Origin of the sequence: Agromyces sp. NPDC057679, from assembly GCF_042799635.1 — a bacterium.
GTDB lineage: Bacteria > Actinomycetota > Actinomycetes > Actinomycetales > Microbacteriaceae > Agromyces.
On the sequence record NZ_JBHVIK010000001.1, the window covers coordinates 719,200 to 745,487 of the forward strand.

Here is a 26,288-nt window from a genome sequence, read left to right on the forward strand (position 1 = left end):
GAGGCCGACCGACCCGGCTCAGCGCCCGATCAGCTCGTTCAGCCAACCCGGCCCGGCGATGAGCACGCCGTCGGCGAGCCTCGCGCGCAGCCCGCGGTCGGCGGTCACCACCAGGGTCCGGCGTTCGGATGCCTCGACGCGGGCGATCTCGACGATGCTGCCGTCGCCGTCGGCCGGGGCGGCGACCACCGTGAGGCCGTCGGGCCGGGCTGCGGCCTTCGCGGCCCCCTCGATCACGGCCACGACTTCGCCGATGCGGAGCACGCCGCCGTCGGGGCCGTGCACCTCGCGCCCGACGAGCGGCGGCAGTGCGGCGAGCAGTCGCGTCGCGGCACCTGCGCGGTCGCGCCACCAGCCGTCGGGCCGCGAGCCCATCACGTTGGCGACGTCGACGACGAGCCGCACCGGGATCGCGCCGCCTGGCCTGTCCATGCGGTGATCCTCCCACGGCCGCCGCGGGCATCGCGCGCGACTGCCGGCCGCTCCTCGAGCGGTTCACCGGCAGCGCCGGCCACAGGCAGCGTCTGATGCGACGAGGCGCACCGCACGACTCCGACACTGAGTCGCCGGGCGACTCAGTGTCGGAGCAACGCCGGCCGAGCGCCCCCAGTGGAGTCGCCCGGCCGGCCGGTCGTGTGGCGGCGCCGTCCCGTCTACTCGATCGCCGCGGCGTTGCGGCGCCTGCGGGCCGCGACGACGAGCGCGGCGCCGAGGCCCGCGATGAGCACGGCGAGGGGTGCGAGCGCGAGCAGACCGGCGTCGACCCCGGTCTCGGCGAGGCCGTCGGATGCGACGGGCTGGGAGCCGGTGCCGTCGGTCGCGTCGCCGTCGCCGTCACCCGTGCCGCCGTCACCGCCGTCGCCCGGGCCGGGCTCTCCGCCCGGCTCCCCCGCCGCAGCGGGCAGCGTGCCGACGCGGAGGGCGGCGGGCTGCTCGCCGTCCGCGAACCACCACGCGGGACGCTCGGCCACGGCGTCCGCCGCGAGCTCAGTCGTGACTACGGCGGAGGCGCGCACCTCGCCGGGCGCACCGAGCGCCGCGGGCATCGTCGCGAAGCCCTCGTTGTTGAGGTTCGGCATGCCCGCGGGTCGGGCGAACAGGCTGATCTCCGGCTCGCCGCCGGTGAAGGCGATGCGGGCCGAGCGACCCTCGCAGCCGTCGTCGCAGACGGCCCAGAGCTCGCCGAGCACCGTGTCGTAGTCGAGCGCCATGACGCCGCCGAGCCCCGGGTCGATGGCCGCGACCTGCGTGACCGAGCCGTCGTTGCCGAGCGCGTACGCGTAGACGAAGCCGTCGTCCTCGACGGCGACGAAGAAGAGGCCGTCGCCGTGGCCGGGGTGGTCGGCCGGCTCGTAGGGCGCTCCGGTGCCCTGATCGACGAGCAGGCCCGCGAGCGCGGCATCCGACACCCATTCGACGGCCTCGATGCCGGTGTTCGCGGCGACCTGCGGCAGCGAGGCCGTGAGGTCCCACTCCTGGCTTACGACGACGTCGGGGCCGACGGCGTCGGGGTCGACCGCGAGCACGACGTTCTGGTTCACGCCCTTCTTCGAGTTGTCGCGCTCGGAGGCGAGGTAGACCCGCCCGTCGCCGTCGACCGTGATGCCCTCGGCGTCGGGGCCGGCCGCGGCCGGGTTGCCGGCGTCGCGCTGGAACCGCGCCCGCTTGCCGTCGGCCCAGCCCTCGGCGAACGCGGCCGTGCCGTCTGCGGCGACGTCGAGCTTCCAGAAGGCGCCGGTGCCGTTGTCGACGGCCCAGAGCACGGTGCCGTCGGCGGTCGCCTGCGCGTCGAGGCCCGAGGAGTCCGCGAGGAACATCGCGGTCTCGTCGAGCACGGTCACCTCGGGCGACCCGGGCCAGGCCGCCGCGACCGGTTCTTCGGGTCCGCCGGGCTCGCCGGTGCCGTCGCCGCAGTTCGTCGCGCCCTTGGTCGCGGTCTTCGCGTCGGCGAAGTCGCCGGTGCCGTCGGGGCAGCGCGCCCAGGTGACGGCGGCGTGCTCGGTCCAGGCGTGCTCGGCGACGGCGAGGCCGCCCGCGTTGCGCACGGTCGCGACGTCGGCGCCGCCGAGCCCGAAGGCGAAGTGGCTGCCGCCGTCGAAGACGAAGAAGGCGCCGGGCGCGAGCACGGTGCCGGCCGCGACCGGGGTGACGTCGGCCGCGTGGCCGGCGGGGTCGCTGTCCATGAGGGTCCAGCCCGAGAGGTCGATCGGCGCGGTGCCGGTGTTCACGATCTCGACCCAGTCGGTGGCGTCGCCGTTCGACTCGACCTCGTTGATCGCGACGGCGGGCAGCACGCAGTCGTTCGCCGCGCCCGGCGTCACCCGGGCGAGGCCGAAGGCGCCCGTCGTGTCGGGGCAGCGGGCGTAGCTCGCGGCCGCCTCGTCGCCGTCGATGGCGGGATGCCCCGTCCACGACGTCTCGTCGAGGAGGGTGCCGTCGGCGGCGTACACGCGGATCGAGTCGGAGCCGCCGATGCCGATCGCGGCCTGGAACGGCTGCGGGGTGCCGTTCACGTCGACGCCCTCGGTCTCGGCGTCGACGACGCGCCGCTCGCCTGCGGCGAGGCTCGCCCCGGCCGCGAAGAACCAGCGGTGGTCGTCGGAGTTGTCGCGGATCTCGACCCCCGAGAGGTCGACGGCCGCGTCACCCGGGTTGACGAGCTCGATCCAGTCGGCGGGGCCCGAGTCGACCTCGTTGAGCACGACGGCGCCGGCCGCGGCCGGCGGTTCGCACGTGTTCGGGGCGCCGAGGGTCAGCGCGGTGCCGTGCGCCCAGTCGCCGCCGTCGGCGCAGCGCGACCAGTCGGCGAGCGGGGCCGTGGCCTCGTAGGCGTAAGAATCGACATCGGTGCCGGCGGCGTCGACGAGGGTGACCGCGTCGCCCTTGCCGAGCCCGAACGGGAACCCGAGGGGCGAACCGTCCTTCTCGAGCACGAGGAATGCGCCCGCGGCGAGGCTCGTTCCGGCCGGGATGACGCCGGACTCCTCGCGCTTGTCGTCGAAGACCTGCCACCCCGAGACATCCACGCTCGCGGTGCCGGCGTTGAACAGTTCGATCGCGTCGACCGCACCGGCGACGACGTCGTCGTAGACGATCTCGTTGACGACGACGCCGGTCTCGGCGGCGGTCGCGAGGCTCGGGCTCGCGGCGACCGCGAGGCCCGAGGCCGCGACGGCGAGCGCGGCGAGCATCGCGGGCACGCGGCGACGCGGAGACGTGGGTGGGTTGGGGTGCTGCACGGGCATGCTGGCGCTCCTGACGCGGGCGGGTGCGGGGGTCGAAGCCACTCGACCGGGTCGTGGTGACGCGGACCCGTCGCGGGGGTGAACGGGCGGTGTACCGCACCGGTCGAATCACGCGCTCGGCTCGGCGGATCGGCCGATCGGCCGAGGCGCGTCGAGCCCGTCGGCCGATGCGCGCGACCGGGCTCGCGCACGAGCATCGAGCCATGACCGAATCACGTCGACGCCGCGAGTGGCTCGCTCCGGCGGGGCTCATCGCCCTCAGCCTCGTGCCGATCGCCGCGGGGGCGTTCCGGCTCACCCAGCTCACGGGCGGCGGGCCGGTGACCACCGAGAACGCCCGCTTCTTCGACTCGCCGGTGCCGGTGGTCGTGCACATCGTCGCGTCCAGCGTGTTCCTCGTGCTCGGCGCGCTGCAGTTCGCACCGGCCCTCCGCCGCCGGCGCTGGCACCGGTTCGCCGGACGGGTCGTCGCGCCTGCAGGACTCCTCTCGGCGCTGTCGGCGCTCTGGATGACCCTCGCCTACCAGATGCCGGCGGTCAACGGCGTGGCGCTCATGGTGATGCGCCTCGGGTTCGGCACCGTGATGGCCGGCGCGATCGTGATCGCCTTCCTCGCGATCCGGCGGGGCGACATCGGCACGCACAGCGCCTGGATGACGCGGGCGTACGCGATCGGCCTGGGCGCGGGCACCCAGGTGTTCACGTTCCTGCCGTGGACGCTCGTGCTCGGCGCTCCGGGCGAGGCGATGCACGCCGTGCTCATGGGCGCCGGCTGGGTCATCAACCTCGTGGTCGCCGAGTTCGTCATCCGCCGCCGCGCACGGTCGGGGCGAGCGGCCGGGTCCCGGCGCCCCCGCGGCACCGCCTCCACGCCCGTCACCGCCCCTGCCCCGCCGGCGGGCGCCGACCTATCATGAGGGCATGACGAGCCCCGTCCGCGCACTGTGGCGCTCGCCGGCCCCGACGCCGCCTCCGCCGCGGCGGGTCTGGCGCGACTGGGTGCTCGTCGGCGTGCTGCCCCCGCTCGTGCTGCTCGAGGCGACGCTGCGCCCCGAGGTGCCGTGGCGGTGGGGATGGGCGATCGTGCTCGTCGCCCTCGTGCCGACGCTGCTCTGGCGGCGCACGCGCCCGTTCACGATGCTCGCCGTCGCGTTCGGCGTCGGCACGCTCGTCTCGGTCGTGGTGGGCGGCGACCCCCAGCTCGTCACGACGGCCTACTTCCTCGTGCTCGTGTACTCGGTGCTGCGCTGGGGCAACGGCCGTGCGATGCTCGGCGGTGCCGCACTGGTGCTCGCCGGCACCCTCGCCCCGCTGCTCCTCGAGTCGCCGTCGCCGGTCGACCTCGTCGGCGGGCTCGCGGTCGTCGTCACGACGGGGTCGCTCGGCCTCGCATTCCGCTGGCGCGCGGGTGCCCGGGCGCGCGAGCTCGAGCGCATGCGACTGCTCGAACGCGAGGAGCTCGCCCGCGAACTCCATGACACGGTCGCCCATCACGTCTCGGCGATCGCGATCCAGGCCCAGGCCGGCGCCGCGGTCGCGGCGCAGCATCCCGACGCCGCGACCGAGGCGCTGCGGGTCATCGAGGGCGAGGCGTCGCGCACGCTCGACGAGATGCGGGCGATGGTCCGCGTGCTCAGGCGGTCGGATGCCCCGGAGCTGGCCCCCGTCCCCGGCCTCGACGACCTCGGGCGACTGACGAGCTCGCCGGCCGGCGGCCCTGCCGTGACGGTCGAGCTCGACGGCGACACGGCGTCGGTGCCGCCGGCGATCGGCGCCGCGGTGTTCCGCATCGCGCAGGAGGCCGTGACGAACTCGCGCCGCCACGCGCACGGCGCCACCCGCGTGGAGGTGCGGGTGCGGGTCGACGGCGACGGCGTGCGGCTCGACGTCCGCGACGACGGCGAGGCCGTGGTCTCCGCTCGGCCCGGCTTCGGGCTCACCGGCATGGCCGAACGCGCCGCCCTGCTCGGCGGCCGGTGCGAGGCCGGGCCGTGCGACGGCGGGTGGACGGTGACCGCCGAGCTGCCGCGGGCGGGGTGGCCGAGGTGAGCGTGCGCGTGCTGATCGCCGACGACCAGCACCTCGTGCGCACGGGGCTGCGGATGATCCTCGACGCCCCGCCCGGCATCGAGGTCGTCGCCGAGGCGGCCGACGGCGACGAGGCGGTCCGGCTCGCGCGGAGCATCCGGCCCGATGTCTGCCTGCTCGACATCAGGATGCCCGGGACCGACGGTCTCGAGGCGACCCGCCTGCTCGCGGGGCCCGACGTCGCCGATCCGATGCCCGTGGTCGTGATCACGACCTTCGACCTCGACGAGTACGTCTACGGTGCGCTGCGGGCCGGCGCGCGCGGATTCCTGCTGAAGAACGCCGGGGCGGTGCTGCTCGCCGAGGCGGTGCACGCGGCCGCCCGCGGCGACGCGCTCATCGACCCGAATGTCACGGTGCGGCTCATCGCCGCCTTCGCGGGCGAGGCCGCCGAACCGCCCGCCGCCCCGGCCGTGCCCCTCACCGACCGCGAGACCGAGGTGCTCGACGCCGTCGCACGCGGCCTCGGCAACGCCGAGATCGGCCGTGAGCTGCACATCTCGCTCAGCACCGTGAAGACGCACGTCGAGAGCCTGATGACGAAGCTCGGCGTGCGCAACCGGGTCGAACTGGCGATCTGGCGGCACGAGCAGCGGCGATCGCGCTGACGCTCCTGGCGACGCGAAGCGCAACACCGCTCGCACGCAGGCGAGGATGGAAGCATGCAGATCATCGTCATCGGCGCCGGCGCCTGGGGGCTGCCCGCGGCCGCCGAGCTCGCCGAGCGCGGCCACCGGGTCACCCTCGTCGATCGCTACGGACCCGCGAACCCGCTGTCGTCGTCGCACGGGCCGACCCGCATCTGGCGGCTCGCCGACCCCGATCCCGCGAAGATCCGGATGACCCGGCAGAGCCTCGAGGCGATGGAACGGCTGTCGTCGATCGCCGGCGAACCGGTGTTCCTCCGCCGCGGCCTCGTCTGGCGCGACTCGACGGCGGCGCTCGACGCCTTCGAGTGGACCCTCGCGATGGAGGGCATCCCGCACCTGCGGCTCGACGCCGAAAAGGTCGGCGCACGCTTTCCCGGGCTCGTGCCCGACGGCCGCGGCGCGATCTACACCTCCGAGGCGGGCCCGGTGCTCGCCGAGGTCTCGCTGCGCGCGCAGCTGCGGCGCTTCGAGCGGGCGGGCGGCACGCTGCGCATCGCGCACGTCGTCGACATCGAGGCGGATGCTTCGGGCGACGGCCCGCGTCGGGTGCACCTCGGCGGCGGCGAGACGCTGGAGGCCGACGCGCTCGTGGTCGCGGCCGGCCCCGGCGCATCCGCCCTGCTCGAGCGCCTCGGGCTCGACGTGCCGCTGCGCCCGCACCTCGAGCAGGTCGTGCACGTCGCCGACCCGGCGCAGCCGTTCGACGAACTGCCCGACCTCATCGACATCGCCACCCCCGAGCGGCCGACGCTCTACGCGATGACGACGCCGGGAGTGGGCTTCAAGCTCGGCCTCGACGCACCGCTGCGCGACGCCGTGTGGGGCGTCGACGACGACCGCACCCCCGACGCGGAGCGCACCGGGTTCCTGCTCGGCTACGCGCGGGAGGTGCTCGGCATGCAGGGCGCCGAGGTCGTCGACGCGAAGGTCTGCACCTGGACCGACTCCCCCGACGGCCGCTTCGTCATCGGCACGCCGCTGCCCGGCGTCACCGTCGCGTGCGGCGACTCGGGCGAGGGCTTCAAGTTCTCGGCGCTCATGGGCCTCGTGCTCGCCGACCTCGCCGAGGGCGCGACGCCGTCCGTCGACCTCGAGCCGTTCCGCTTCGACCGTTTCGCCGATCCCGAGGCCGCTGCCGGAGGCGGGGCGACCGCCGCGCGCGCCTCGCTCGCCGCGCCGACGTCGATCGGCGGATCGCCTACGGGCGGCGGGGCACCGGAGCCATCCGCCTGACGCATGCCGCCGTCGCGCGCGACGCACGGCGCTCTCGCGCGGCGGGCGTCGGTTGGAGGCATCCTCCGTCGACATCTCGGTACTTCGGTACTTCGGTACCGAGGTACCGAATCGGAAGGTCCCGAACCGCGCTGGAGCCGCGCACCCGACGGCGACGTGCCGGACCGACGCGGCGCCGCCCGAAGGTGATCCGAGGCGGCGCCGCGGACGGCTAGCGCCCGGTGTCGCTCGGCACCGCGTCCGCGCCGGCCTCGGCGCCCTCCGCGCCGGCGGCGGCGCCGAGCTGCCGGGCGCGCAGCACGCCGACGACCGCCGCGACGACGAGCGAGAGCATGAGCGCCCAGTTCACCCAGTCGTTGCGTCCGGTGAGCAGTTCGAGGTTCGTCACCATGAGCACGAGCCCCACGAGGAGGCCGACCACGCCGAGGAGCGGCGCCACGAGCACACGGAACACGCCGTGCCCGCGCCGGTCGCGCGAGAAGAAGCGGATCACGGCGACCATGCACACCGCCTGCAGGGCGACCACGCCGACGATGCCGACGCCGTTGGTCCACAGCAGCAGCACCAGGTACGGATCGGCGCCGAAGGTGACGGTGAGCGAGATGAGCATGAGCGAGACGATCGTCGTGACGAGGCTCGCCCGGGCGGGCGACCGGTAGCGCGAGTGCGTGACGCCGAGCCGCGCGGGCAGGAACCCGTCGCGCCCGAGCGAGAACAGGTAGCGCGACGTCGCGTTGTGGAACGCGATGGTCGCGGCGAGGATGCTCGTGACGATGAGCAGGCCCATCACGATGCTCGCCCATGCGCCGAGGTACGACTCGGCGAGCATGAAGTACAGCCCCTGGAACACGTCGGAGAGGGAGTACTCGACCAGCCCGTCGACGCCGAGCGCGGCGACCGCGATCCAGGCGATGAACGCGTAGAAGACGGCCAGGAACCCGACGGCGAAGTACGTCGCACGGGGCACGGTGCGCTCGGGCCGACGCGCCTCCTCCGCGTAGATCGCGGTGCTCTCGAAGCCGATGAACGCGCCGAGGGCGAGCACGAACATGCCGCCGCTCGCGAGGTTGAACACGTTGCCGGGCGCGAACGGCTCGATCGAGAAGTTCGCGGTGCCCTCGGTCGCGAGCACGGCGACGGCGATCACCGCGAGGATGAGCACCTCGAGGATCATGAGCACGGCGAGCACCCGCGCGCCGATGTCGATCTGCCGGTAGCCGAGCACCGCGACGACGGCGAGCCCGGCGAGGGCGTACACCGACCAGTGCAGCTCGATGCCGAGCATGGGGTTGAAGGTGGTCGCGGCGTAGAAGCCGAGGAACCCGTAGAAGCCCGCGCAGATGAGGGCGTACGAGAGCAGGGCGACGAGCGCGGCGGCGCCGCCCGCCGATCGGCCGAGTCCTCGGCCGATGAAGGCGTAGAACGCGCCCGCGTTGCGCACGTACCGGGCGAAGGCCGTGAAGCCCGCGGCGCACAGGATGTACACGATGCCGCTGAACAGGTAGGCGCCCGGCACGCCGATGCCGCCGAGCCGGAACGCGAGCGGGGCGGCGCCCGCCATCACGGCGAGGGGCGCTGCCGCGGCGACCACGAAGAAGAAGATGTCGAAGGTGCCGAGCTTGCCGCGGGCGAGTCCGCCCGAGCGGTCGTCGGCGGTCGGCGTGGGGGTGGGGGTCGAACTCATCGGTGCTCCTCGTCAGCGACGGTGGTGACAGCAGGGGATGAAGCGGGTGAAGCGGGTGGTGCGGATGGATCGGGTGGTGCAGTCGGATCGGAAGGGGGTCTGCGGCGGCCGGGGCGGGCGCGGGCCCGCCCCGGTCGGGAGGCTCACATCGCCGGCCACCAGGCGGGGTCGGTCCAGAGCGCGAGCTCCTGCTCGAGTGCCGCGCCCACGCGGAACACGGTCGCGTCGTCGTAGCTGCGGCCGACGATCTGCACGCCGGTCGGCACCCCGTTCGGCGCCCGGCCCGAGGGCACGGCGAGCACGGGCACGCGTCCGATGACGTTGAACGGCAGCGTCATGAGCTTCGAGAAGATCGCGGTGCTGTCGGTGCAGGGTTCGTCGGCGGCGAGGCCGGTGGTCGCGATCGTCGGGCAGACCAGCACGTCGTAGCCCGTCATGAGCTCGGCGAACGGGCGGTAGAAGGCCGATTCGGCGACGAGGCCGCCCACGTAGTCGCCGCCCGCCGCAGCCTGCGCGGCGAAGGCGCGGGTGTACGGCATGAGCTGCTCGGCGCGCGAGGCGTCGCCCTCGGCGATCGACTCGATGAACGGGCCCATCACGGCGCCGAAGTGCGGCCAGGCCGTCTCGAGCGTGCGCTCGGGCCCCCACGGCAGTTCGACGAGGTCGACCGTGGCGCCCGCGGCGACCAGCGCAGCGGCGGCCGAGCGGGTGTTCGCCTCGACGACCGGGTCGACATCGTAGCCGCCGAGGTCGAGGCACAGGGCGACGCGGACGCCATCGAGCGGGGCGGCGACCCCTGAGACGGTCGCGACCTCGCGGAGGGAGGCGGCGTCGCCGACCCACGGGCCCGAGATCACGTTCTGCAGCATGGCGACGTCGGCGACGCTGCGCCCCATCGGGCCGTCGGCGCAGTAGGTGTCGGAGTTGAACGGCGCCATGCCGGGCACGCGGGCGAACGGCGGCTTGAAGCCGACGACGCCGCAGAACGACGCGGGGATGCGGATGGACCCGCCGATGTCGGAGCCGGTCGCGAGCAGGGTCGACCCCGCCGCGAGCACGGCGCCCGAGCCGCCCGAGGAGCCGCCGGGGGTGAAGTCGGGGTTCCAGGGGTTGCGGCTGACGCCCCAGAGCTTCGAGTGCGTCACGGGGGCGCAGCAGTACTCGGGGGTCGTGGTGCGGCCGTGCACGACGGCGCCGGCCGCCTGGATGCGCTCGACGATCGGGTGCGTCTCGTCGGCGATGTTGCCGCGTTCGAGGAGGCATCCGTCTTCGAGGAGGCGACCGGCGATGGGCTGCTCGTCCTTGAGCATGAGCGGGATGCCCTCGAGCGCGCGGGGCGCCTCGCCCGCGGCGAACCGCGCCTCGGACGCGACGGCCGCAGCGCGCGCCTCGTCGATCCACTGTTCGGTGACCGAGTTGATGACCGGCTCGGTCGCCTCCGTGCGGGCGATGACCGATTCGAGCAGGTCGACGGGCGAGAGTTCGCGCCGTCGCATCAGCTCGGATGCCTCGGTGGCGGTGAGCCGGAACAATTCCATCTGGTGGTGCCTTTCGCGCTTCCGTACGTCGTACGGATCCGTACACTGTACGGACGATACTGTTGCACCCATGGCGTCCCGTCAAGAGGCATCCCGCAAGAAGACCGCACCGCGCAGGACCGTGAGCCGCGACGACCTCACCGAGGCCGCGATCGCGCTCGTCGAACGCGACGGGCTCGACGCCCTGACGATGCGCCGACTGGCCGCCGAGCTCGACCGGGCGCCCATGAGCCTCTACACGCACGTACGCAACCGCGACGACCTCGTCGACGCGATCGTGGCCCGGCTCATCGAGCGCCTCGGGCTCCACGAGGTCCCCGGCGAATCCTGGCAGGACGCGGTGCGACGCACCCTCCGCTCGTACCGCGACCTCGCGGTGCAGCTGCCGCACAGCTTCGAACTGCTCGCCCTCGCCCCGTACGACACCTCGCCCGTCGCACCGCACCTCGCCGGTGTCGTCGCGAGCCTCGAACGCGCCGGGCTCGGCCCCGCCGAGGCCCGCCAGATCCTCGGCATCGTCGACGCCTACGCCACGGGATTCCTCGTGGTGTGGGCGCGCAGCCAGGCCGCGGCGCGCCCCACGGGAACCGACGCCCCGCCCGAGGTCACCGGCATGCGCGAGCTCGAGACCTTCGACCAGGGCCTCGAGGCCCTCATCGCGGGGCTCGACGCGACCCTCGTGCGCAGCCCCGCGGCATCCGAGTCGCCGGCCCCGACCTCGTAGACCCACCCACCCGCGGCGCGCCCCGGTCCGCAACGTCGGCGATCGCCACGAATCCGGTGCGCAGGCGGCGACCCGCCCGAAGTCGTGGCGATCGCCGAAGCTGCGGCGGCGGAGGATGAACGAACTCGCGTCGCGACTCCGTGCAGATCTCCGTGCGCTGCACGGATGCGGCGTGCACCGCCCGCGGCGACACTCGCTCCAACGTCATCACCGACAAGGAGCACGACATGACCGACACCAGCGCGATCACCGCGACCGACGCCGACCGCGAACTCAAGGCCCGCCACCGCAGCATGTGGGCGTCGGGCGATTACCCGACGCTCGCCGCCGACCTCATCTGGAGCCTCGGGCCGCGCCTCGTCGCCGCCACGGGGATCCACGACGGCGACCGGGTGCTCGACATCGCGGCCGGCAGCGGCAACGCGTCGATCCCCGCCGCCGAGCGCGGCGCCGCGGTCGTGGCGAGCGACCTCGCACCCGAGCTCTTCGCCGCCGGGCGCCGCAACGCGGCCGAAGCCGGTGTCGCGCTCGAGTGGCGCGAGGCCGACGCCGAGGACCTCCCGTTCGAGGACGCCGCGTTCGACGCGGCCGTCTCGTGCGTCGGCATCATGTTCGCTCCGCACCACGAGGCCGCGGCGAGCGAACTGCTGCGGGTCGTGCGACCCGGCGGCCGGATCGGCCTGCTGAGCTGGACGCCCGAAGGGTTCATCGGCCGCATGTTCGGCGTGATGAAGCCGTTCGCGCCGCCGCTGCCCGAGGGCGCGACGCCCGCGCCCCGATGGGGCGACGAGGCGCACGTGCGCGCCCTGCTCGGCGACCAGGTCGACGACGTGGTCGCGGTGCGCGAGACCGTCGCGATCCCCCGGTTCTCGAGCGGAGCCGAGTTCCGCGACTACTTCAAGGCGCACTACGGCCCGACGATCGCGGTGTACCGCCGCATCGCCGACGACCCCGAGGCCGTCCGCGCGCTCGACGACGCCCTCGCCGTGCTCGGCGACGAGCAGTTGGCGGGCGACGCGAACCGCACCCTCGAGTGGGAGTACCTGCTCGTCACCGCGACCCGGCGCTGAGCCGCCGTGCCCCGCACTCCGATCCGCACGAAGGAACCACCGTGAATCTCAGCGAGCATCACCAGATGCACGACCTCAACCTGGCCCGCGAGGCGACCCTCGCCGGCCGCCTCGAGCAGCGCCGCGTCGCGCTCGAGCGCATCGCCGAAGCCCGCGCCGCCGCGGTCGCGCGACGACGGCCGGACGTCTCGGCGCCGGCCTCGTCCGGCGCCCCGGCCCGCTCGGGTCTCCGCGGTCTCCGCGCCCTGCTCGACCGGCTCGGCCACGGCTGGCCCCCGGCGAGCGGCCCCCGACCGGCCCACTGAGCCGGCGGCCCCACGCCGCGGGCGGGCGGCATCAGTACAGGGTGAGCACTGATGCCGTCCGCCCGTCGCGCGTCGAAGATGTCACCGTGTCGAACCCCCGTCTGACACCCCGTGAACGCGCCGTGCTCGCCGCCATCGAGCGACGGCTGAACAATCCCGAGATCGCGAGCGAGATGTTCATCTCGGTGCGCACGGTCGAGAGCCATGTCGCGAGCCTGCGCCGCAAGCTCGCCGCCGAGACGCGCGCCGAGCTCATGTCGGCGTCGATCGCCATGCGCGAGACCTCGGTGCGGGTGCCCGACGACGCCTTCGTCGGGCGCGACGCCGATCTCGACCGCCTCGGCGCGGCCGTCGACGCGCGGCACTGGGTCACCGTGACCGGCCCGGGCGGGGTCGGCAAGACCCGGCTCGCCCTCGAGTTCGCCCGCTCGTTCGCAGGTGCGCCGGTCGTCGTCGAGCTCGAGCACGCGGAGCCCGTCGACGTCGTGGCCCGCATCTCGCGGGCGCTCGACCTCGAATCGACCCCGGGCGTCGACGCGCTCGGCGCCGTCGCGACCTCGCTCGGCACTCGCCCCTACCTGCTCGTGCTCGACAACGTCGACCGGGTGGGCGCCGCCGTCGGCGAGGTGGTCGCCCGGGCGAGCGCGCTCGCCCCCGAACTGCGGGTGCTGACGACCTCGCGCACGCCGATCGGCGATGCGGGCGAGCAGGTCGTCGCCCTCGCCCCGCTGCCGACTGACGGCGCCGACCCGCCCGCGGTCGCCATGTTCCTCGAGCGCCTCGGCCCCGGCGCGGTCTCCGTACCGCCGAGCGAGGCCGAGCGCGAGCAGGCCGCCCGCATCTGCGCGCGGCTCGACGGCCTCCCGCTCGCGATCGAGCTCGCGGCATCCGTGGCCCGTCATCTCTCGCTCGCCGAGCTCGCCGAACGCCTCGAGCGCGACTTCGCGACACTCGACCGCGCCGCGCCGGGCGGACGGCATCGCACCCTCGAGACCGCGTTCGAGTGGAGCTGGGACCTGCTCGACCCCGACGAGCAGGAGGTGCTGCGCCGACTCGCCGCCCTGCCGCGCACCTTCGACATGGACCTCGCCCTCGCGGTCACCCACCCCGGCGCCGGCGGCACCGTCGTGCGGCTGCTCGACCAGTCGCTCATCGTCGCGATCGGGGGCTCGCCCCGCCGGTTCCGGCTGCTCGAGGTGCTGCGCGACTTCGTTCGCGCCCGCACCGACGACGCGCTCGCCCGCGAGGTGCTCGAGCGGCATGCGACGTTCATCGAGGCGATCGTGGTGCCGTTCGCGAACCGTGCACGACTCGACGACAGCCTCGAGGCGATGCACACCTCCGAGATCCTCTGCCCCGAGGTGAACGCGGCGGTGCGGTGGGCGCGCGCCACGAGGCATCCGAGCGCCCTCAACCTGGCGTCGTCGCTCGGCATCGGAATCGAGCAGTACGGTTCGGACGTCGACAGCGTGCGTACGCTCGCCGCGGTCGCGCACGACGCCGAGGTGATCGTGGATGCCACGCCGCAGCAGTTGCTCGCGCTCGGCACCGCGCTGACGTTCCTCGACCTCGACGCCGTCGCCGAGCTCGCCGAGCGCGCCCTCGAGATCGCGGGCGACGACCGCGAACGCCTCGCCGCGCTGCACCTCGCCGGCATGGCGGCGGCGTACCTCGACCACGAGGCGATCGCGCTCGCACGTCTCGGAGAGGCCGAGGAGCTCGCCGAGGCGCTCCACGACCGCTGGGAGCTCGCGGCGACCCGGCAGATGCGCGGCGTGGCCCTCCGGCGCGACTCGCCCGAACTGGCGATGGTCGACTTCGCGGCCGCGATGCACGACTACGGGCGTGCAGGAGACGCGATGCACGTCAACAACGCGCGGTACATGATGGCGCTGACCGCGGCCGAGGCCGGCATCGACCTCGACCGGGCGGTCGAGCTCGCCGCCGAGTGCGTCGACTATGCGCGGGCGTCGCACAACGAGCACGAGCTCGCGCACGCCGCGATGGTGCAGCAGCTCATCGGCCGCGCGGACGCGGTGCTCGAGCTCGACGAGCTCGCGCACGAGTTCCAGCGGTTCGGCGACGCCCGCTGCTGGATCCGCACGCTGCTGATGCAGGCCGAGCGCCGGCCCGAGTCGGGGCGTCGCGACCTCCTCCTCGAGGCGCTCGACCTCGCCCGGGCGGTGCACGACGAACGCCGCGAGGCGGTGATCCTCGCGAAGCTCGCGGTGGCGGGCTGAGGGGCGGCATCGTTCCGCCGCCCTTCCGCGTTCGCCCCCGAGCTGCTACCGTCGTCGCGATGGGTACGCTGATTTACTCCTGAGTGGTGAGCCGTGTCGAGCATTCGCTCCGCGGCTTCCGCATCGATCGCAGGCGGCGACGACCGCCGCTGATCGACGCGCAACCGACCACTGATCATTCGGCCCGCTGCCGTCGCCACTCGCGCGCACCCTCTCATGGGTTCGCCGACGAGGCCTCGACCGGCGCTCGCGTCGTCCGCGAACGGGCCGGGAAGGGAGCTTCTCCATGTATCCGACCAACCAACTCTCACTGCACGCCGTGACCAAGCGCTTCGGCGACCGCATCGTGCTCGATCGCGTCGAGCTCTCGCTCAGGCCGGGCGAACGCGTCGGCGTCATCGGCGACAACGGCTCGGGCAAGTCGACCTTGCTGCGCCTGATCGGCGGCGCGCTGAGCCCCGATGCCGGCGAGCTGATCACGCGCTTCGCCGGCGGCGTCGGCACGCTCGACCAGGTGCTCGAGCTGCCCCCCGGCGCGACGGTCGACGACGCGATCGACGCCTGCTCGGTCGAGCTGCGCGCACTCGAACAGGCGATGCACGCGGCCGAGCGAGGGCTCGCGGGGCTCGAGGGCCCGGCCCTCGACGAGGCCCTCGCCGAGTACGCGGCGCTCACCGCGCGCTTCGAGTCGCGCGACGGCTACGGCGCACTGGCCCGGCTCGGCGCCTCGCTCGAGGCGCTCGGCGTCGGAGACCTCGATCGCGATCGCGCGTGGCAGACGCTCTCGGGCGGCGAGCGGTCGCGCGTCGCACTCGCCGCGACCGTCGCCGCGAACCCCGAGCTGCTGCTGCTCGACGAGCCGAGCAACGACCTCGACGACGACGCGTGGCAGTGGCTCGTCGAGCGGCTGCGCGCCCACGACGGCACGGTCGTCGTCGTGACGCACGACCGGGCGTTCCTGCAGGCGCTCACGCAGGTGATCTGGGAGGTCGACGCCGCCTCGGTCGCCCGCTACGGCGACGGGTACCCGGGCTACCTCGTCGCGAAGGCGAACGAGCGCGAACGGCACCGGCTCGCCTACGAGACGTGGAAGGCCGAGCTCGCCCGCAACCGCGAACTCGTCGCGACGAACGCCGGGCGGCTCGCCGCGATCCCCCGCAAGCTCGACAAGGCGGGCATGGGCACGGGTGCGTTCAAGCCCCGCGGTCGCGACCACGGGGCGATGGGCCGCATCCGCAACGCCAAGGCACGGATGTCGCGGCTGCTCGCCGAGCCGGTCGCGGCCCCGCCGAAGCGGCTCTCGTTCCGGGCCTTCGCCCCGACGCGACCGGTCGGCGTCGACGCGGCCGAGGCGGAGCACGCTCCCCTGCTCGTGCTCTCCGGAGTGCGGGTGGCCGAGGCATCCGTCGACGACCTCGTGCTCGCGCCCGGCGGGCGGCTGCTCATCACCGGACGCAACGGCATCGGCAAGACGAGCCTGCTGCGGGTCATCACGGGCGAACTGCGGGCGGATGCCGGCACCGTGAAGGCGACACCTCGCATCGGGCACCTGCGACAGCAGAGCGCGATCCCGCCGAGTCGGCGCACGCTGCTCGAGGCGTACGCGGCCGGCATCCGGGAGGATCTCGGCACGGCGGAGGGGCGGCTCATGCCCCTCGGGCTGTTCCACCCGCGCGACCTCGCGGTACCGGTCGGCGCGCTGTCGTACGGGCAGCGGCGGCGGCTCGAGCTCGCGCTGCTCGTGAGCGAGCCGCACGAGCTGCTGCTGCTCGACGAGCCGACGAACCACCTCGCCCCCGACCTCGTCGAGGATCTCGAGGCAGCGCTCGAGACGTTCACCGGGGCGGTCGTGCTCGTCTCGCACGACCGGCTGCTGCGCGAGCGCTTCGGCGGCGAGCGGCTCGACCTGGACGGGTGATTCGCCCTGGGCTCAGGCGTCCGATGCGTCGGATGCCTGGGCCCAGGCGAACCCGTCGGGGTCGACGAAGGCCTCGGCGTCGACGTTGATGCGGATGCGGTGCGAGCCGCTGCCGTCGTCGGCGACGCCGACCGTCTTCGCGAGCGCACGTCGCTTGTAGAGGCCGAAGCCGATCGGGCTCGCCGCCATGGCGAAGTCGACGTAGCCGCCGATGCTCTTCGCCACCTCGAGGCCGCGGTCGCTGTAGAAGCGCTTGCTCGCCGACACATCGTCGGCGCCGATCAGCAGCACGACGTGCTCGATCCGGTGGGTCGCGGGCCCGGTGTCCTTCTTCGCCTCGCTCGCCATCTGCCAGATCGTGCCATCGGGCGCTCGCACGACGCCGCCGAATCCCCAGAGCGACTTCTCGGCGGGCTTCAGCACGGTCGCACCCGCGGCGACCGCGGCATCGAACAGGCGGACGACGTCGGCGGGCTGAGCGACGACGAGCGACATCGTGAACCCGCGGAAGCCGCCCGTCGGCGCATCGGACGGTTCGAGCTGGAGCCGTTCACCGAGACCGAATGCATCGTCGTAGAAATGAGCGGCCGCGTCGAGGTCCGACACCCCGAGCGTGACCGAGCGGATCGTCGTGAGTTTCTGGTCGGTGTTCATGTGGCACACGATTCACGCGCGCACGATCGGCGTCAACCCCCGCACAAGAGGCGGACCGCTGGAGCATCGTCGCGAGGGGCGACCACATGACCACACGACCACACATCGGGCGACCACATGACCACACGACCACACCCGTCGCCCGGGCGGTCCTGGCCGCGCGCGGAGACCGACCGTCGGATCCCCGGCGGCGGACACCCCGCGGCATCCTCGCCTGACGCGGCCGTCGGGCTACGACGAGGTCGCCTGACGGCGTGCGTAGAACTCGCGCACCCGGTTGCGGTTGCCGCAGTCGGCGGCGACGCACCAGCGCCGGTTGTGCCGGGGCGAGGTGTCGAGGAACACCCAGCCGCACTCGGCGTCGGCGCACTGCGCGAGCCGGTCGAGGTCGTCGCGCAGCAGCAGCTCGACCGCGGCGAGCGCGAGGCGTCGACGCGGGAGCGCGAGGTCGAGGGGGAAGCTCCAGTCCCATCCGTCGCCGGCTGGCACGAGCGCGCCCGATGCGACCGCCTCGGCGTGCAGCCGCACGACGGGGTCGGTCGGCCCGCCCTCGTAGCAGGCGGAGTAGAGCGTCTCCCGCAGCTCGCGCACGCGGGCCCATTCGTCGGCGGCGTCGGCCGGATGCTCCGCCGCGAGTGCGCGGAGCGCGGCGGCCTGCTCGGCGTCGACGAGCCCCGACTCCTCGGCGAAACGCAGCACGTCGTCGTAGTCGACGAGGTAGTCGACGAAGTGATCGGCGGCGAGGCGCTCGGACACGGTGTTCATCAGGTCGAGCCCGACGGCGCCGCCGATCTGCGCGAAGGGCCTCTCGCGCCGTCGGTAGCTGACCGGAACCGCCATGGATCGATTCTAATGTGCAATCACGACTTTACGCATTCGATTCCGTCTGCCAACCTGTAATGCATGTCTGCACGATCATCCATTAGCCGACGAGACGCGGCGCGACGCAGCCCGCTGTCGGCCGACTTCTCGCGCCTCTGGGTCGCGCAGGGCGCCGGGGTGGCCGCTGCGCAGATCGCCGAGCTCGCACTTCCGCTGCTCGCGGTCCTCACGCTGAACGCCTCCGCGCTCGAGCTCGGCCTGCTCGGCGTCGCCCGGTGGTTGCCGTTCCTGCTGCTCGCACTGCCGCTCGGCGTGCTCGTCGACCGGCATCGCCGACGCCCGATGATCGTCGTCTCCGACTGGGGGCGCGCCGCCTTCACCGTCGCGATCATCGTCGCCGCGGTCGCCGGGGTGCTGACCATGCCGGCGCTGCTGCTCCTCGCCGCCGCGATCGGCTGCTTCACCGTGCTGTTCGAGGTGTCGTACCAGTCGATCGTGCCGAGCGTGGTGGCGCCGTCGGGCCTCGCCGCCGCGAACTCGCGCCTCGCGGCGACCGCGGCGGCCGTGCAGGTCGGCGGTCCGGGCGTCGGCGGCCTGCTGGTGCAGCTCATCACCGCCCCGTTCGCGCTGCTCGTCACGGCGGGCGGCTACGTCATCTCGGCACTCGCGGTCGGCGGCATCCGGGCGCCCGAGGCGCCGCCCACCGAACGCGGCCGCTTCGTCGACGAGCTGCGCGCCGGCCTGTCGTTCGTGCGCCGCGACAAGTACCTCGTCGCGAACCTCGGCTTCTCCGCGCTCTACAACCCGTTCATCCAGTGGGTCATGGTGCTGTTCCTGCTGCACGCCGTCGACGAGCTCGGCCTCGACGCCTTCCAGGTCGGACTCGTCCTCGCGATCGGCGCGACCGGGGCGCTCGCCGGCTCGCTGCTGGCGGGCCCGCTGACCCGGCGGTTCGGGGCGGGGCGCCCCATCCTCGTGACCGCGATCGCCGAGTGCCTCGTGCTGCTGGTGCTTCCACTCGCGGATGCCTCGTGGGGCGCGCCGACGCTCGTCATCGTGCTCGGCCTCGTGTTCGCGGTCGGCGACGCCGGGGCGACGCTGTCGAGCGTCATCCTCATCACGATCCGGCAGCTGCGCACGCCCGACCACATGCTCGGCCGGGTGAACGCGAGCATGCGCTGGGTCTCGTACGGCACGATCGCGTTCGGCGCGGCCATCGGCGGTGTCGTCGGCGAGCTCGTCGGCACCCGCACGGGCATCCTGATCGGCGTGCTGCTCACCTTCTCGGCGGTGATCTGGGTGATGCTCGGCCCGCTGCCCCGGGTGAAGGACCCCGCGGAGCTCGCCATCGCCGAACGGCGCGAGCCCGTCATGACCTCGACCGAGTAGGCGATACAGTCGGCGAGACCGCGCCCCGTCGTGCCGAGAGGATTTCCATTGGCGAACACCGAGCCCCCGCTGAAGGTCCGACCCCGTATCTGGATCGGCCTGCTGATCTGGCTCGCGTACCTCGCGCTCGTCATCGCGATCCAGGCGGCGAGCGGCATTCCCTACGACGCGTGGGGCGAGAGCGCGGGAAACCTGTTCTTCGGGGCGGGCGTCTCGCTCATCGTCGCGACGGTGCTCCTCGTGATCACGACGACCCTGCTGGGCTGGTGGCGCCCGGCGCTCTTCGAGCGCGAGCGCAGCCGGCATCGCTGGCCGATCTTCGTGCCGATCCTCACGGCGATCGCCGCGATCATGAACCTCACGGCCACCGACTGGAGCGCGTACGGCGGCGCATTCCTCGCCGCATCCCTCGCGCTGCTGCTGGTCGGCTTCACCGAGGAGCTCGTGAGCCGCGGCCTGCTGCTCACGGCGCTTCGCAGTCGGCTGCGCGAGGTCTGGGTCTGGCTCATCACCTCGGTGCTGTTCGGTCTCTCGCACCTCGTGAACATCCTCCTCGGCGCGCCCGACTCGGGCACGGTGATCCAGGTGATCTCGGCGTTCCTCGCCGGAACGGTGTTCTACATCCTGCTCCGCGTCACGGGCTCGCTCATCTGGGCGATGGTGCTGCACGGGCTCTGGGACTTCTCGGTCTTCGCCACCGCCGTCGGCCAGGCAGGCGACCTCGCGGCGATCGCGAACGTCGTCGAACTCACTGCCGGCTTCCTGGGTCTCGCCTGCGTGGCGTTCGTGATCCGCGGTGCGAACGAGCGAACGGATGCCCCGCTCGCTCCCCGAGCGTAAGCCGTCGCGCCGGCGAGGAAGCGACGGCGCTCGTCGGGGGTGAGCACGCCGTCGGCCGAGCGGCCGTCGTTCAGGTCGCCCGTCAGCCCCGCCCGCGGCGCTGCGCCCGACGCGCCTGCTTCGCACGCGTACGCTGCATCGCCGCCTCCCGCGCCGCGATCGAGGCGGCGTCGGGGTCGCCGGGTGACAGCACGGTGCGCAACGCGTTGCGCTCGCGCGCGGCGCGCGACAGGTCGGCCATGCCGACGAGCACCGCCACGATCGGTGCCGCGACGGCGACGGCCACGGCGATCGAGACCGTCGACTCCACGAGGGGCAGCGCGGGGTCGACGAGCACCGCCAGCGCCACGTACGCGGCGAGCGGCGTGAACACCGCCACGACGAGCCGCGACGTCCAGAGCCCGGCGCGCGAGCCGAGCAGCAGCGGTTCGGCCACCTCGCCCGGCACCCGTCGGGGCTGCCCGTCGGCGACCCACCGCACCGCCGCGCGCTCGACCCGTCGCATGAGCACGAGCCGCGCGACGACGAGTGCCGCGATGACCGCCAGCGCACCCGCGATCGCGATGCCGCCCCAGAGGCTCAGTCCGTCGATGAAACGCTCGACCGGATCGTCGAAGTAGCGCTCGTCGCACCGGCGGCACGGCTGGCGCAGCCACACCGAGACGAACCAGATCGCGAGCACCGCGCCGAGCGCGCAGGCGGCGATGACGATCGCGCGGTCGATCCGGGCTGCGAACCCCGGCAGCAGCTGGGCCGGCGGTTCGATCGAGGTGGATGCCTCGCGGCGACGCGTCTCCGAGAGATCCGCGACGACGACGGTGCTCGCCCAACCCGCCTCGAGCACCGCTCGACGGTGCTCCTGTCGCTCCTCGACGCCGACGAGCCACGACCGCACGACCAGCCACCCGAGCACCACGACGGTGCTCACGCCGATGATCGCCCACACGACCGGGGTTCGCCCCTCCTCGTCGAAGAGGGCGAAGAGCAGGCAGAACCCCCCGACGGCCATCGCGATGACGGCGACGACGAGGGCGGCCCGACGAACGTGGCGCGCGGGCAGGGTCGCGAGTCGGGCGCGGTGCGCCGACGACGGCACCTGCCCCGGCTCGGCGCTCGCATGGTGCTCGAGCAGCCGCAACGCCGCCGCGACGTCGAGGGCGCCGAGCAGCGGGATCGCGAGCGCCAGGCCCGCGCCGAGCCCGAACAGCGGCACCACCGTCGCCCGCAGGAACGCGTCGACGTCGAGGTCGTGCGAGAGCTGCCAGAGCGCCTCGTCGCTGACGATCGCGGCGATGAGCATCGTCACCCACGTCGCACCCGCGCCCACGGCGAGCGCGATCGCCAGGCCGACCGCGGTTCGCCCGAACGCCGACGATGCCGTCTCGGGTACCTCGACGAAGCGGAGGTCGCGCAGCTCGCGCTCAGCACGGTCGCGCGCCGCACGCCGTCGCTCGGTGCGGGCTGCGCGCCCCGATCGGGCGCGGTCGTCGCGTTCGTCCAGGTCGGCCATCGCCTCAGGCGCCCCGGGTGGCGAGCGGGTCGTCGATGAGGGCGCGGTCCCACTGCGCGAGGATGGCGTCGACGGTCTCGTCGGGCGCTTGGTCGGTGGAGTCGATCCAGAGCCCGACCTGCGGTGTCTCGGCGAGCCAGCCGTCGAAGGTGCGCACGGCATCCACGAGTGCCGCGTCGCCGAGCCATCCGTCGTAGGCGCCGGTACCGCGCTCCGTCTCACGGCGTACGACGGCTTCGACGCGGGGTCGCAGCACAACGAGCGCGCGGCGCCCGCCCATCCGGCCGAGCTGGTCGGCGACGGCGGAGCCGTAGATGTTGTCGACGTGCACCGCGCTGATGCCGGCATCGACGAACGAGCGGGCGAGCATGGCGCCGTGCCGATACCGCAGCTCGAGCTGGGCGAGTGCGCCGGGCGACGGCGGCTCGGCCATGTCCTCTCGGCCGGCGACGACCATCTGCCAGAGCGCGTCGCCCTCGATGAACGCGGCGGTGCCGAGCCGCTCCGCGAGCAGTCGCCCCACGGTCGACTTGCCGGCGGCGGGAACGCCGACGACGAGTACGGCGATCGGCCGGAGGTCAGGGGCGGCGGGCGTGGTCGTGTCGGGCATCCGGGTCAGGTTATCGCCTGCGGATCGGCGCCTCGGGGTCGACCGCGACGAGCGCGGCCTCGAGCGCCTCGGCGAGCGCGCGCACGCCGTCGGCGCCGACCGGTGCGAACTCGCGATCGATCGCGGGCAAATAGGCCTTCGCCCCGGCGAGGAAGCGGCGGCGCCCGTCGGCGGTCAGCACGGCGAAGGCCGAGCGGCCGTCGTCGGGGTTGACCTCGCGAGCGACGAGCCCTGCGGCGACGAGCTCGTCGACGAGCCGGCTCACCCGGGTGCGGCTCAGCACGACGCGCTCGGCGAGCTGGCCCATGGTGAGCCGACCTCCCCCGTCGTTGAGCTCGAGCAGCACGTCGTACCAGCTGAGCGGCAGTCCGCCCTCGCTCGCGACGGCGCGCTCGAGGCGCGGCAGCACGGCGGCGTGCAGTCGCAGCAGCGACTCCCAGGCGCGTTCGGCGTCGTTCGTCATGTCGCCGACTCTACCAGTTGCGTGCGTGCGCACACATATGCCAGACTCGCTCATCTCGGTTATGTGCGTCCGCACACACTTGAAAGGATCGGATCATGACCACGCTCCTGCACGTCTCCGCCTCGCCGCGCGGCGAGGCGTCGCACTCGCTCGCGATCGCCCAGCGCTTCGTCGAGTCGTTCGAACAGGCCTCGCCCGAGGCATCCATCGACCACTGGGACCTGTGGGACGGCTCGCTGCCCGCCTTCGGCCCCGACGGGGCCGGCGCGAAGATGCGGGTGTTCGCCGGCGACGAGCCCGAAGGGGCCGAGGAGATCGCCTGGCACCGGGCCCGCCTCGCGTTCGAGCGGTTCGCCGCCGCCGACCTCTACCTGTTCAGCCTGCCCATGTGGAACTCGGGCGTGCCGTACATCGCGAAGCAGTTCATCGACGTCGTCAGCCAACCCGGCTGGGTGTTCGGCTTCGACGGCGAGACCGGCTACTCGGGGTTGCTCGAGGGCAAGCGCGCCGCGGTCGTCTACACGAGCGCCGTCTACGGCGAGGGGCGGCCGCCGGCGTTCGGCGCCGACTTCCAGCAGCCGTTCTTCAAGGGCTGGCTGCGCTGGGCGGGCATCGACGAGATCGACTCGGTCGAGTTCCGGCCGAACCTCGCGATCGCCGACGCCGAACCCGGGCGCCTCGCCGCCCATGCCGAGGCACGACGTCTCGGCGCCGAGTTCGGTCGAGACGCGCGAGCCGCGGCGGCCTGACGACGCTTGGTCCGACGATTCGGGGGTTCTCCCGATACTGGCCGTCCACCCGCATCCGCTTGGCTCGAGACATGCCTTTCGTCACGTTCCTGCGCGGGTGGGCGGCGGTCGCCGTCGGCTGCCTGCCGCTCGCCGGTCTCATGCTCACGCCCCAGCTCATGCGCAGTCGCGCGGGCAGCGAATCGCTGCTGATGGTCGGGATGCTCCTGCTCCTCGCGCTGCTCGCAGCCGCCATCGTGCTCGCGCCCGGGCTGAACGCACTGGCGACGCCGGTCGTCGGCCGCTGGGAGCCGCGCACCGCGCTGCGGTCGACCCGCGAGGTGTGGCGCCGCAGCACCGGGCAGGCGTGGCTGGCGTTCGGCGCCCTCGTACTCGTCTACGGCGCGGGACAGGCGATCGGCTACCTCCTCGGCGAGGCCGTGCCGTACGTGCACGACAACCCGGCGAGCACAAGTGACCCGACGGCCCCACTGTGGGTCATCGACTACCCCGCCTACGTGCTGCAGGCCGTCGTGCTCTACGCCGTCACCACCCTCGCGATCGCGCTGTACGCCGCCCGCGTGCGGTCGCTCGCCCTCGGCCTCGCGGCATCCGCCGCCGGTGACGCGGCACGAGGCCGGTCCGGCCGCCTCGACACCGGCGTTCGCTGAACCGCGTCTACTCGCCCGGCGCGGCTCCGGGCACGTAGACCGCGAGGCGCTCGCGCAGCGAGCCCGCGTGCAGCTCGAAGAGGTGGCCGTCGTCGTCGTGGAAGTAGATCGAGTCACCCTCGCCCTCGACGCGCGAGCGCGGCGGACGGAGGTCGAGCCCGAGCGCGACGATCTTCTCGCGCAGGCCGGGGAGGTCGCCGCGCTCGACCTGGAACGCGACGTGGTTGTAGCTGCGCGGCAGCCCGCCGTCGCCCTCCATGATCGCCACCCAGGTCGCCGCGTCGCCGTCGCCGACGAGGAAGAACCGCTCGGCCGAGAGCGAGAACGTGTCGCTGCCGCTGTCGTACACGCGCACGGCGCCGAGCACCGTGGTGAGCATGCGCTCCATGCGGTCGAGGTCGCGGACGATGAAGGTCACATGGCTGAGGCCGCTGCTGGTCACCGCGTCAGACTACCCGCGGCGCCCGGGGCACCCGGGCTGCCCCGACCGTGCCCGCCCGTGCCGAACCGCCGTTCCCCTCGACCCGCCGGTCACGCGCCGACCCTTGGGCCTCGCGGCGCCCGCGCTTCGTTAGAGTAAGCGCCGAGCGAGACTTCTGTTCGAAATCGAGGGAACATCCTCGAATCGAGAACGATGTCCTCACCGCAGAGAAAGGGTGGAGCGCGATGACGAGCAGCGCGACCGCGGGCGAACTGTTCCGCCTGGTGCATTCGGGGCGCGCCGGTTCCCGCGCCGACCTCGCCCGGCTGACCGGGCTCAGCGCCTCGACGGTGACCCTTCGCGTCGACGAGCTCATCGCCCACGGGTACCTCGAGGAGGCGGGGCCGGGCCACTCGACCGGCGGCCGGCGACCCCGCCTGCTCGCCGTGCGCGAGAGCGGCTCGGTGGTCGCCGCGGCCGATCTCGGCGAGCGCCACGTCACGATCGTGCTGATGAACCGCCGCGGCGAGGTCATCGCCGACGCGCTGAAGCCGCTGTCGCTGCTCGACGAGCCGTCCGCGGTGCTCGAGTCGGTCTGGGGCTCGGTGCGCGAACTCGCCGCAGGGCTCGACCCCGAGCCCGTGATCGAGGGCATCGCGATGAGCCTGCCCGGGCCGGTCGACTCCCGAGACGGGCGCCTGCTCGCGCCCATGCGCATGCCGGGCTGGAACGGGCTCGTCGTCGGCGACATGCTGCAGCGCATCACGGGACTGCCGGCCCACATCGACAATGACGCCAACGCCATGGCGCTCGGCGAGCACGTCGAGCGCGGCCAGTCGGTCGGCGAGCTCGTGTTCGTGAAGGCCGGCAGCGGCATCGGCTGCGGCATCATCACGGGCGGCCGGCTCTACCGCGGCTATCGCGGCGTCGCGGGCGACATCAGCCACGTCGCCCTCGCCGACGCACCACCGATCATCTGCTCGTGTGGCCGGGTCGGATGCCTCGACGTCGTCGCCAGCGGGACGGCCATCGTCGACGCGCTGCGCGGTACGGGGGTCGAGGTCGAGCACCTCGACGACGTGCTCCGGCTCGCCCGCGATGCGCAGGCCCGCCCCACCGCGCTCCTCCGCGAGGCCGGGCAGCGCACCGGCGAGGTGCTCGCGACGATCATCAACTTCTACAACCCGCAGATGCTCGTGCTCGGCGGGCAGCTCGCGACGGCCGACGCGTTCGTGGCGGGCGTGCGCCAGGCGATCTACACGCTCTGCCTGCCGATGTCGACCGACCTGCTCGAGATCAGCGTGAGCGCGGCGGGGCCGCTCGCGGGCGCCCGCGGCATCGGCACCGCGATGCTCGCCGAGCTGCTCGAGCCGAACCGGATCGACGAGGCACTCAGCACCAAGTAGATCCAGAATCGAATGAAGTAAGCAGACTTCACCTCAACTGCGAGAAAACTTCGTCATCAGTTTGATCTAAGCTGGGCCG

At 73.4% G+C, this 26,288-nt stretch carries 24 protein-coding genes; 14 read left to right on the forward strand and 10 right to left on the reverse strand.

Annotated features, from left to right (window positions below):
* Positions 1-18: 18 nt before the first annotated feature.
* Positions 19-432, reverse strand: coding sequence for a hypothetical protein (locus ACFVAJ_RS03200; RefSeq protein WP_376941350.1), 414 nt, complete (start codon positions 430-432; stop codon positions 19-21).
* Between the two features lie 221 nt (positions 433-653).
* Positions 654-3,245, reverse strand: coding sequence for a lamin tail domain-containing protein (locus ACFVAJ_RS03205; RefSeq protein ID WP_376941351.1), 2,592 nt, complete (start codon positions 3,243-3,245; stop codon positions 654-656).
* Positions 3,246-3,448: 203 nt separating this feature from the next.
* Here ACFVAJ_RS03205 and ACFVAJ_RS03210 point away from each other — a divergent pair, with 203 nt between their 5' ends.
* Genes ACFVAJ_RS03210 through ACFVAJ_RS03225 form a run of 4 tightly spaced genes read left to right on the forward strand, consistent with a single transcriptional unit; the run spans position 3,449 to position 7,216 of the window.
* Positions 3,449-4,162, forward strand: coding sequence for a DUF2306 domain-containing protein (locus ACFVAJ_RS03210; protein WP_376941352.1), 714 nt, complete (start codon positions 3,449-3,451; stop codon positions 4,160-4,162).
* A 4-nt stretch (positions 4,163-4,166) separates the two neighbouring features.
* Complete coding sequence (locus ACFVAJ_RS03215; protein ID WP_376941353.1) at positions 4,167-5,294, forward strand: sensor histidine kinase; 1,128 nt, start codon at positions 4,167-4,169, stop codon at positions 5,292-5,294.
* The gene (locus ACFVAJ_RS03220; protein ID WP_376941354.1) at positions 5,291-5,941 is read left to right on the forward strand and encodes a response regulator; all 651 of its coding nucleotides are present in this window, start codon (positions 5,291-5,293) and stop codon (positions 5,939-5,941) included. The genes ACFVAJ_RS03215 and ACFVAJ_RS03220 overlap by 4 nt, the downstream gene beginning before the upstream one ends.
* A 54-nt stretch (positions 5,942-5,995) precedes the next feature.
* Positions 5,996-7,216, forward strand: coding sequence for an FAD-dependent oxidoreductase (locus ACFVAJ_RS03225; RefSeq protein ID WP_376941355.1), 1,221 nt, complete (start codon positions 5,996-5,998; stop codon positions 7,214-7,216).
* Positions 7,217-7,427: 211 nt separating this feature from the next.
* Here ACFVAJ_RS03225 and ACFVAJ_RS03230 read toward each other — a convergent pair whose 3' ends face one another.
* Both ACFVAJ_RS03230 and ACFVAJ_RS03235 read right to left on the reverse strand, forming a co-directional pair.
* Positions 7,428-8,900, reverse strand: a complete 1,473-nt coding sequence (locus ACFVAJ_RS03230) for an APC family permease (protein WP_376941356.1) — start codon at positions 8,898-8,900, stop codon at positions 7,428-7,430.
* Positions 8,901-9,043: 143 nt separating this feature from the next.
* On the reverse strand, positions 9,044-10,438 hold the full coding sequence (locus ACFVAJ_RS03235; RefSeq protein WP_376941357.1) for an amidase: 1,395 nt from the start codon (positions 10,436-10,438) through the stop codon (positions 9,044-9,046).
* 70 nt (positions 10,439-10,508) lie between these two features.
* Between ACFVAJ_RS03235 and ACFVAJ_RS03240 the strand changes: the two genes are divergently transcribed.
* The 5 genes from ACFVAJ_RS03240 (at position 10,509) to ACFVAJ_RS03260 (ending at position 16,695) form a co-directional block, all read left to right on the forward strand.
* Positions 10,509-11,162 (forward strand): TetR/AcrR family transcriptional regulator, encoded by a 654-nt coding sequence (locus ACFVAJ_RS03240; RefSeq protein WP_376941358.1) that lies wholly within the window; start codon positions 10,509-10,511, stop codon positions 11,160-11,162.
* A 227-nt stretch (positions 11,163-11,389) separates the two neighbouring features.
* Positions 11,390-12,232: a class I SAM-dependent methyltransferase gene (locus ACFVAJ_RS03245; protein ID WP_376941359.1), complete on the forward strand. Its 843-nt coding sequence runs from the start codon at positions 11,390-11,392 to the stop codon at positions 12,230-12,232.
* Between the two features lie 41 nt (positions 12,233-12,273).
* Positions 12,274-12,537, forward strand: coding sequence for a hypothetical protein (locus tag ACFVAJ_RS03250; protein ID WP_376941360.1), 264 nt, complete (start codon positions 12,274-12,276; stop codon positions 12,535-12,537).
* Between the two features lie 41 nt (positions 12,538-12,578).
* On the forward strand, positions 12,579-14,777 hold the full coding sequence (locus ACFVAJ_RS03255; protein ID WP_376941361.1) for an ATP-binding protein: 2,199 nt from the start codon (positions 12,579-12,581) through the stop codon (positions 14,775-14,777).
* A gap of 286 nt (positions 14,778-15,063) precedes the next feature.
* Positions 15,064-16,695: an ABC-F family ATP-binding cassette domain-containing protein gene (locus tag ACFVAJ_RS03260; protein WP_376941362.1), complete on the forward strand. Its 1,632-nt coding sequence runs from the start codon at positions 15,064-15,066 to the stop codon at positions 16,693-16,695.
* Between the two features lie 12 nt (positions 16,696-16,707).
* On the opposite strand, the gene ACFVAJ_RS03265 is transcribed toward ACFVAJ_RS03260, so the two are convergent.
* Positions 16,708-17,349, reverse strand: a complete 642-nt coding sequence (locus ACFVAJ_RS03265; RefSeq protein ID WP_376941363.1) for a glyoxalase — start codon at positions 17,347-17,349, stop codon at positions 16,708-16,710.
* Between the two features lie 231 nt (positions 17,350-17,580).
* Positions 17,581-18,189 carry a CGNR zinc finger domain-containing protein gene (locus ACFVAJ_RS03270; RefSeq protein ID WP_376941364.1) on the reverse strand — a complete coding sequence of 203 codons (609 nt, stop codon included), beginning with the start codon at positions 18,187-18,189 and terminating at the stop codon, positions 17,581-17,583.
* Positions 18,190-18,252: 63 nt separating this feature from the next.
* Here ACFVAJ_RS03270 and ACFVAJ_RS03275 point away from each other — a divergent pair, with 63 nt between their 5' ends.
* Both ACFVAJ_RS03275 and ACFVAJ_RS03280 read left to right on the forward strand, forming a co-directional pair.
* Positions 18,253-19,560 carry an MFS transporter gene (locus tag ACFVAJ_RS03275; RefSeq protein WP_376941365.1) on the forward strand — a complete coding sequence of 436 codons (1,308 nt, stop codon included), beginning with the start codon at positions 18,253-18,255 and terminating at the stop codon, positions 19,558-19,560.
* Between the two features lie 48 nt (positions 19,561-19,608).
* Positions 19,609-20,400: a CPBP family intramembrane glutamic endopeptidase gene (locus ACFVAJ_RS03280; RefSeq protein WP_376941366.1), complete on the forward strand. Its 792-nt coding sequence runs from the start codon at positions 19,609-19,611 to the stop codon at positions 20,398-20,400.
* A gap of 82 nt (positions 20,401-20,482) precedes the next feature.
* Here the strand turns inward: ACFVAJ_RS03280 and ACFVAJ_RS03285 are convergent, their stop codons facing one another.
* The 3 genes from ACFVAJ_RS03285 to ACFVAJ_RS03295 are packed head-to-tail and all read right to left on the reverse strand — an operon-like array spanning position 20,483 to position 22,983.
* Positions 20,483-21,910, reverse strand: a complete 1,428-nt coding sequence (locus ACFVAJ_RS03285) for a hypothetical protein (protein ID WP_376941367.1) — start codon at positions 21,908-21,910, stop codon at positions 20,483-20,485.
* A 4-nt stretch (positions 21,911-21,914) separates the two neighbouring features.
* Complete coding sequence (locus ACFVAJ_RS03290; RefSeq protein WP_376941368.1) at positions 21,915-22,520, reverse strand: phosphotransferase; 606 nt, start codon at positions 22,518-22,520, stop codon at positions 21,915-21,917.
* Between the two features lie 10 nt (positions 22,521-22,530).
* Positions 22,531-22,983 carry a MarR family winged helix-turn-helix transcriptional regulator gene (locus ACFVAJ_RS03295; protein WP_376941369.1) on the reverse strand — a complete coding sequence of 151 codons (453 nt, stop codon included), beginning with the start codon at positions 22,981-22,983 and terminating at the stop codon, positions 22,531-22,533.
* Between the two features lie 95 nt (positions 22,984-23,078).
* On the opposite strand from ACFVAJ_RS03295, the gene ACFVAJ_RS03300 reads away from it, so the two are divergent.
* Together ACFVAJ_RS03300 and ACFVAJ_RS03305 are read left to right on the forward strand one after the other, a co-directional pair.
* Positions 23,079-23,732, forward strand: coding sequence for an FMN-dependent NADH-azoreductase (locus ACFVAJ_RS03300; protein WP_376941370.1), 654 nt, complete (start codon positions 23,079-23,081; stop codon positions 23,730-23,732).
* Positions 23,733-23,803: 71 nt separating this feature from the next.
* Entirely contained in the window at positions 23,804-24,382 is a 579-nt protein-coding gene (locus ACFVAJ_RS03305; RefSeq protein ID WP_376941371.1) for a hypothetical protein, read from the forward strand.
* Positions 24,383-24,389: 7 nt separating this feature from the next.
* On the opposite strand, the gene fosX is transcribed toward ACFVAJ_RS03305, so the two are convergent.
* The gene (gene fosX, locus ACFVAJ_RS03310; RefSeq protein WP_376941372.1) at positions 24,390-24,824 is read right to left on the reverse strand and encodes a FosX/FosE/FosI family fosfomycin resistance hydrolase; all 435 of its coding nucleotides are present in this window, start codon (positions 24,822-24,824) and stop codon (positions 24,390-24,392) included.
* A gap of 224 nt (positions 24,825-25,048) precedes the next feature.
* Here fosX and ACFVAJ_RS03315 point away from each other — a divergent pair, with 224 nt between their 5' ends.
* A complete protein-coding gene (locus tag ACFVAJ_RS03315; RefSeq protein WP_376941373.1) occupies positions 25,049-26,209 on the forward strand; it encodes an ROK family protein in 1,161 nt (386 codons plus the stop codon).
* Positions 26,210-26,288 lie beyond the last annotated feature (79 nt).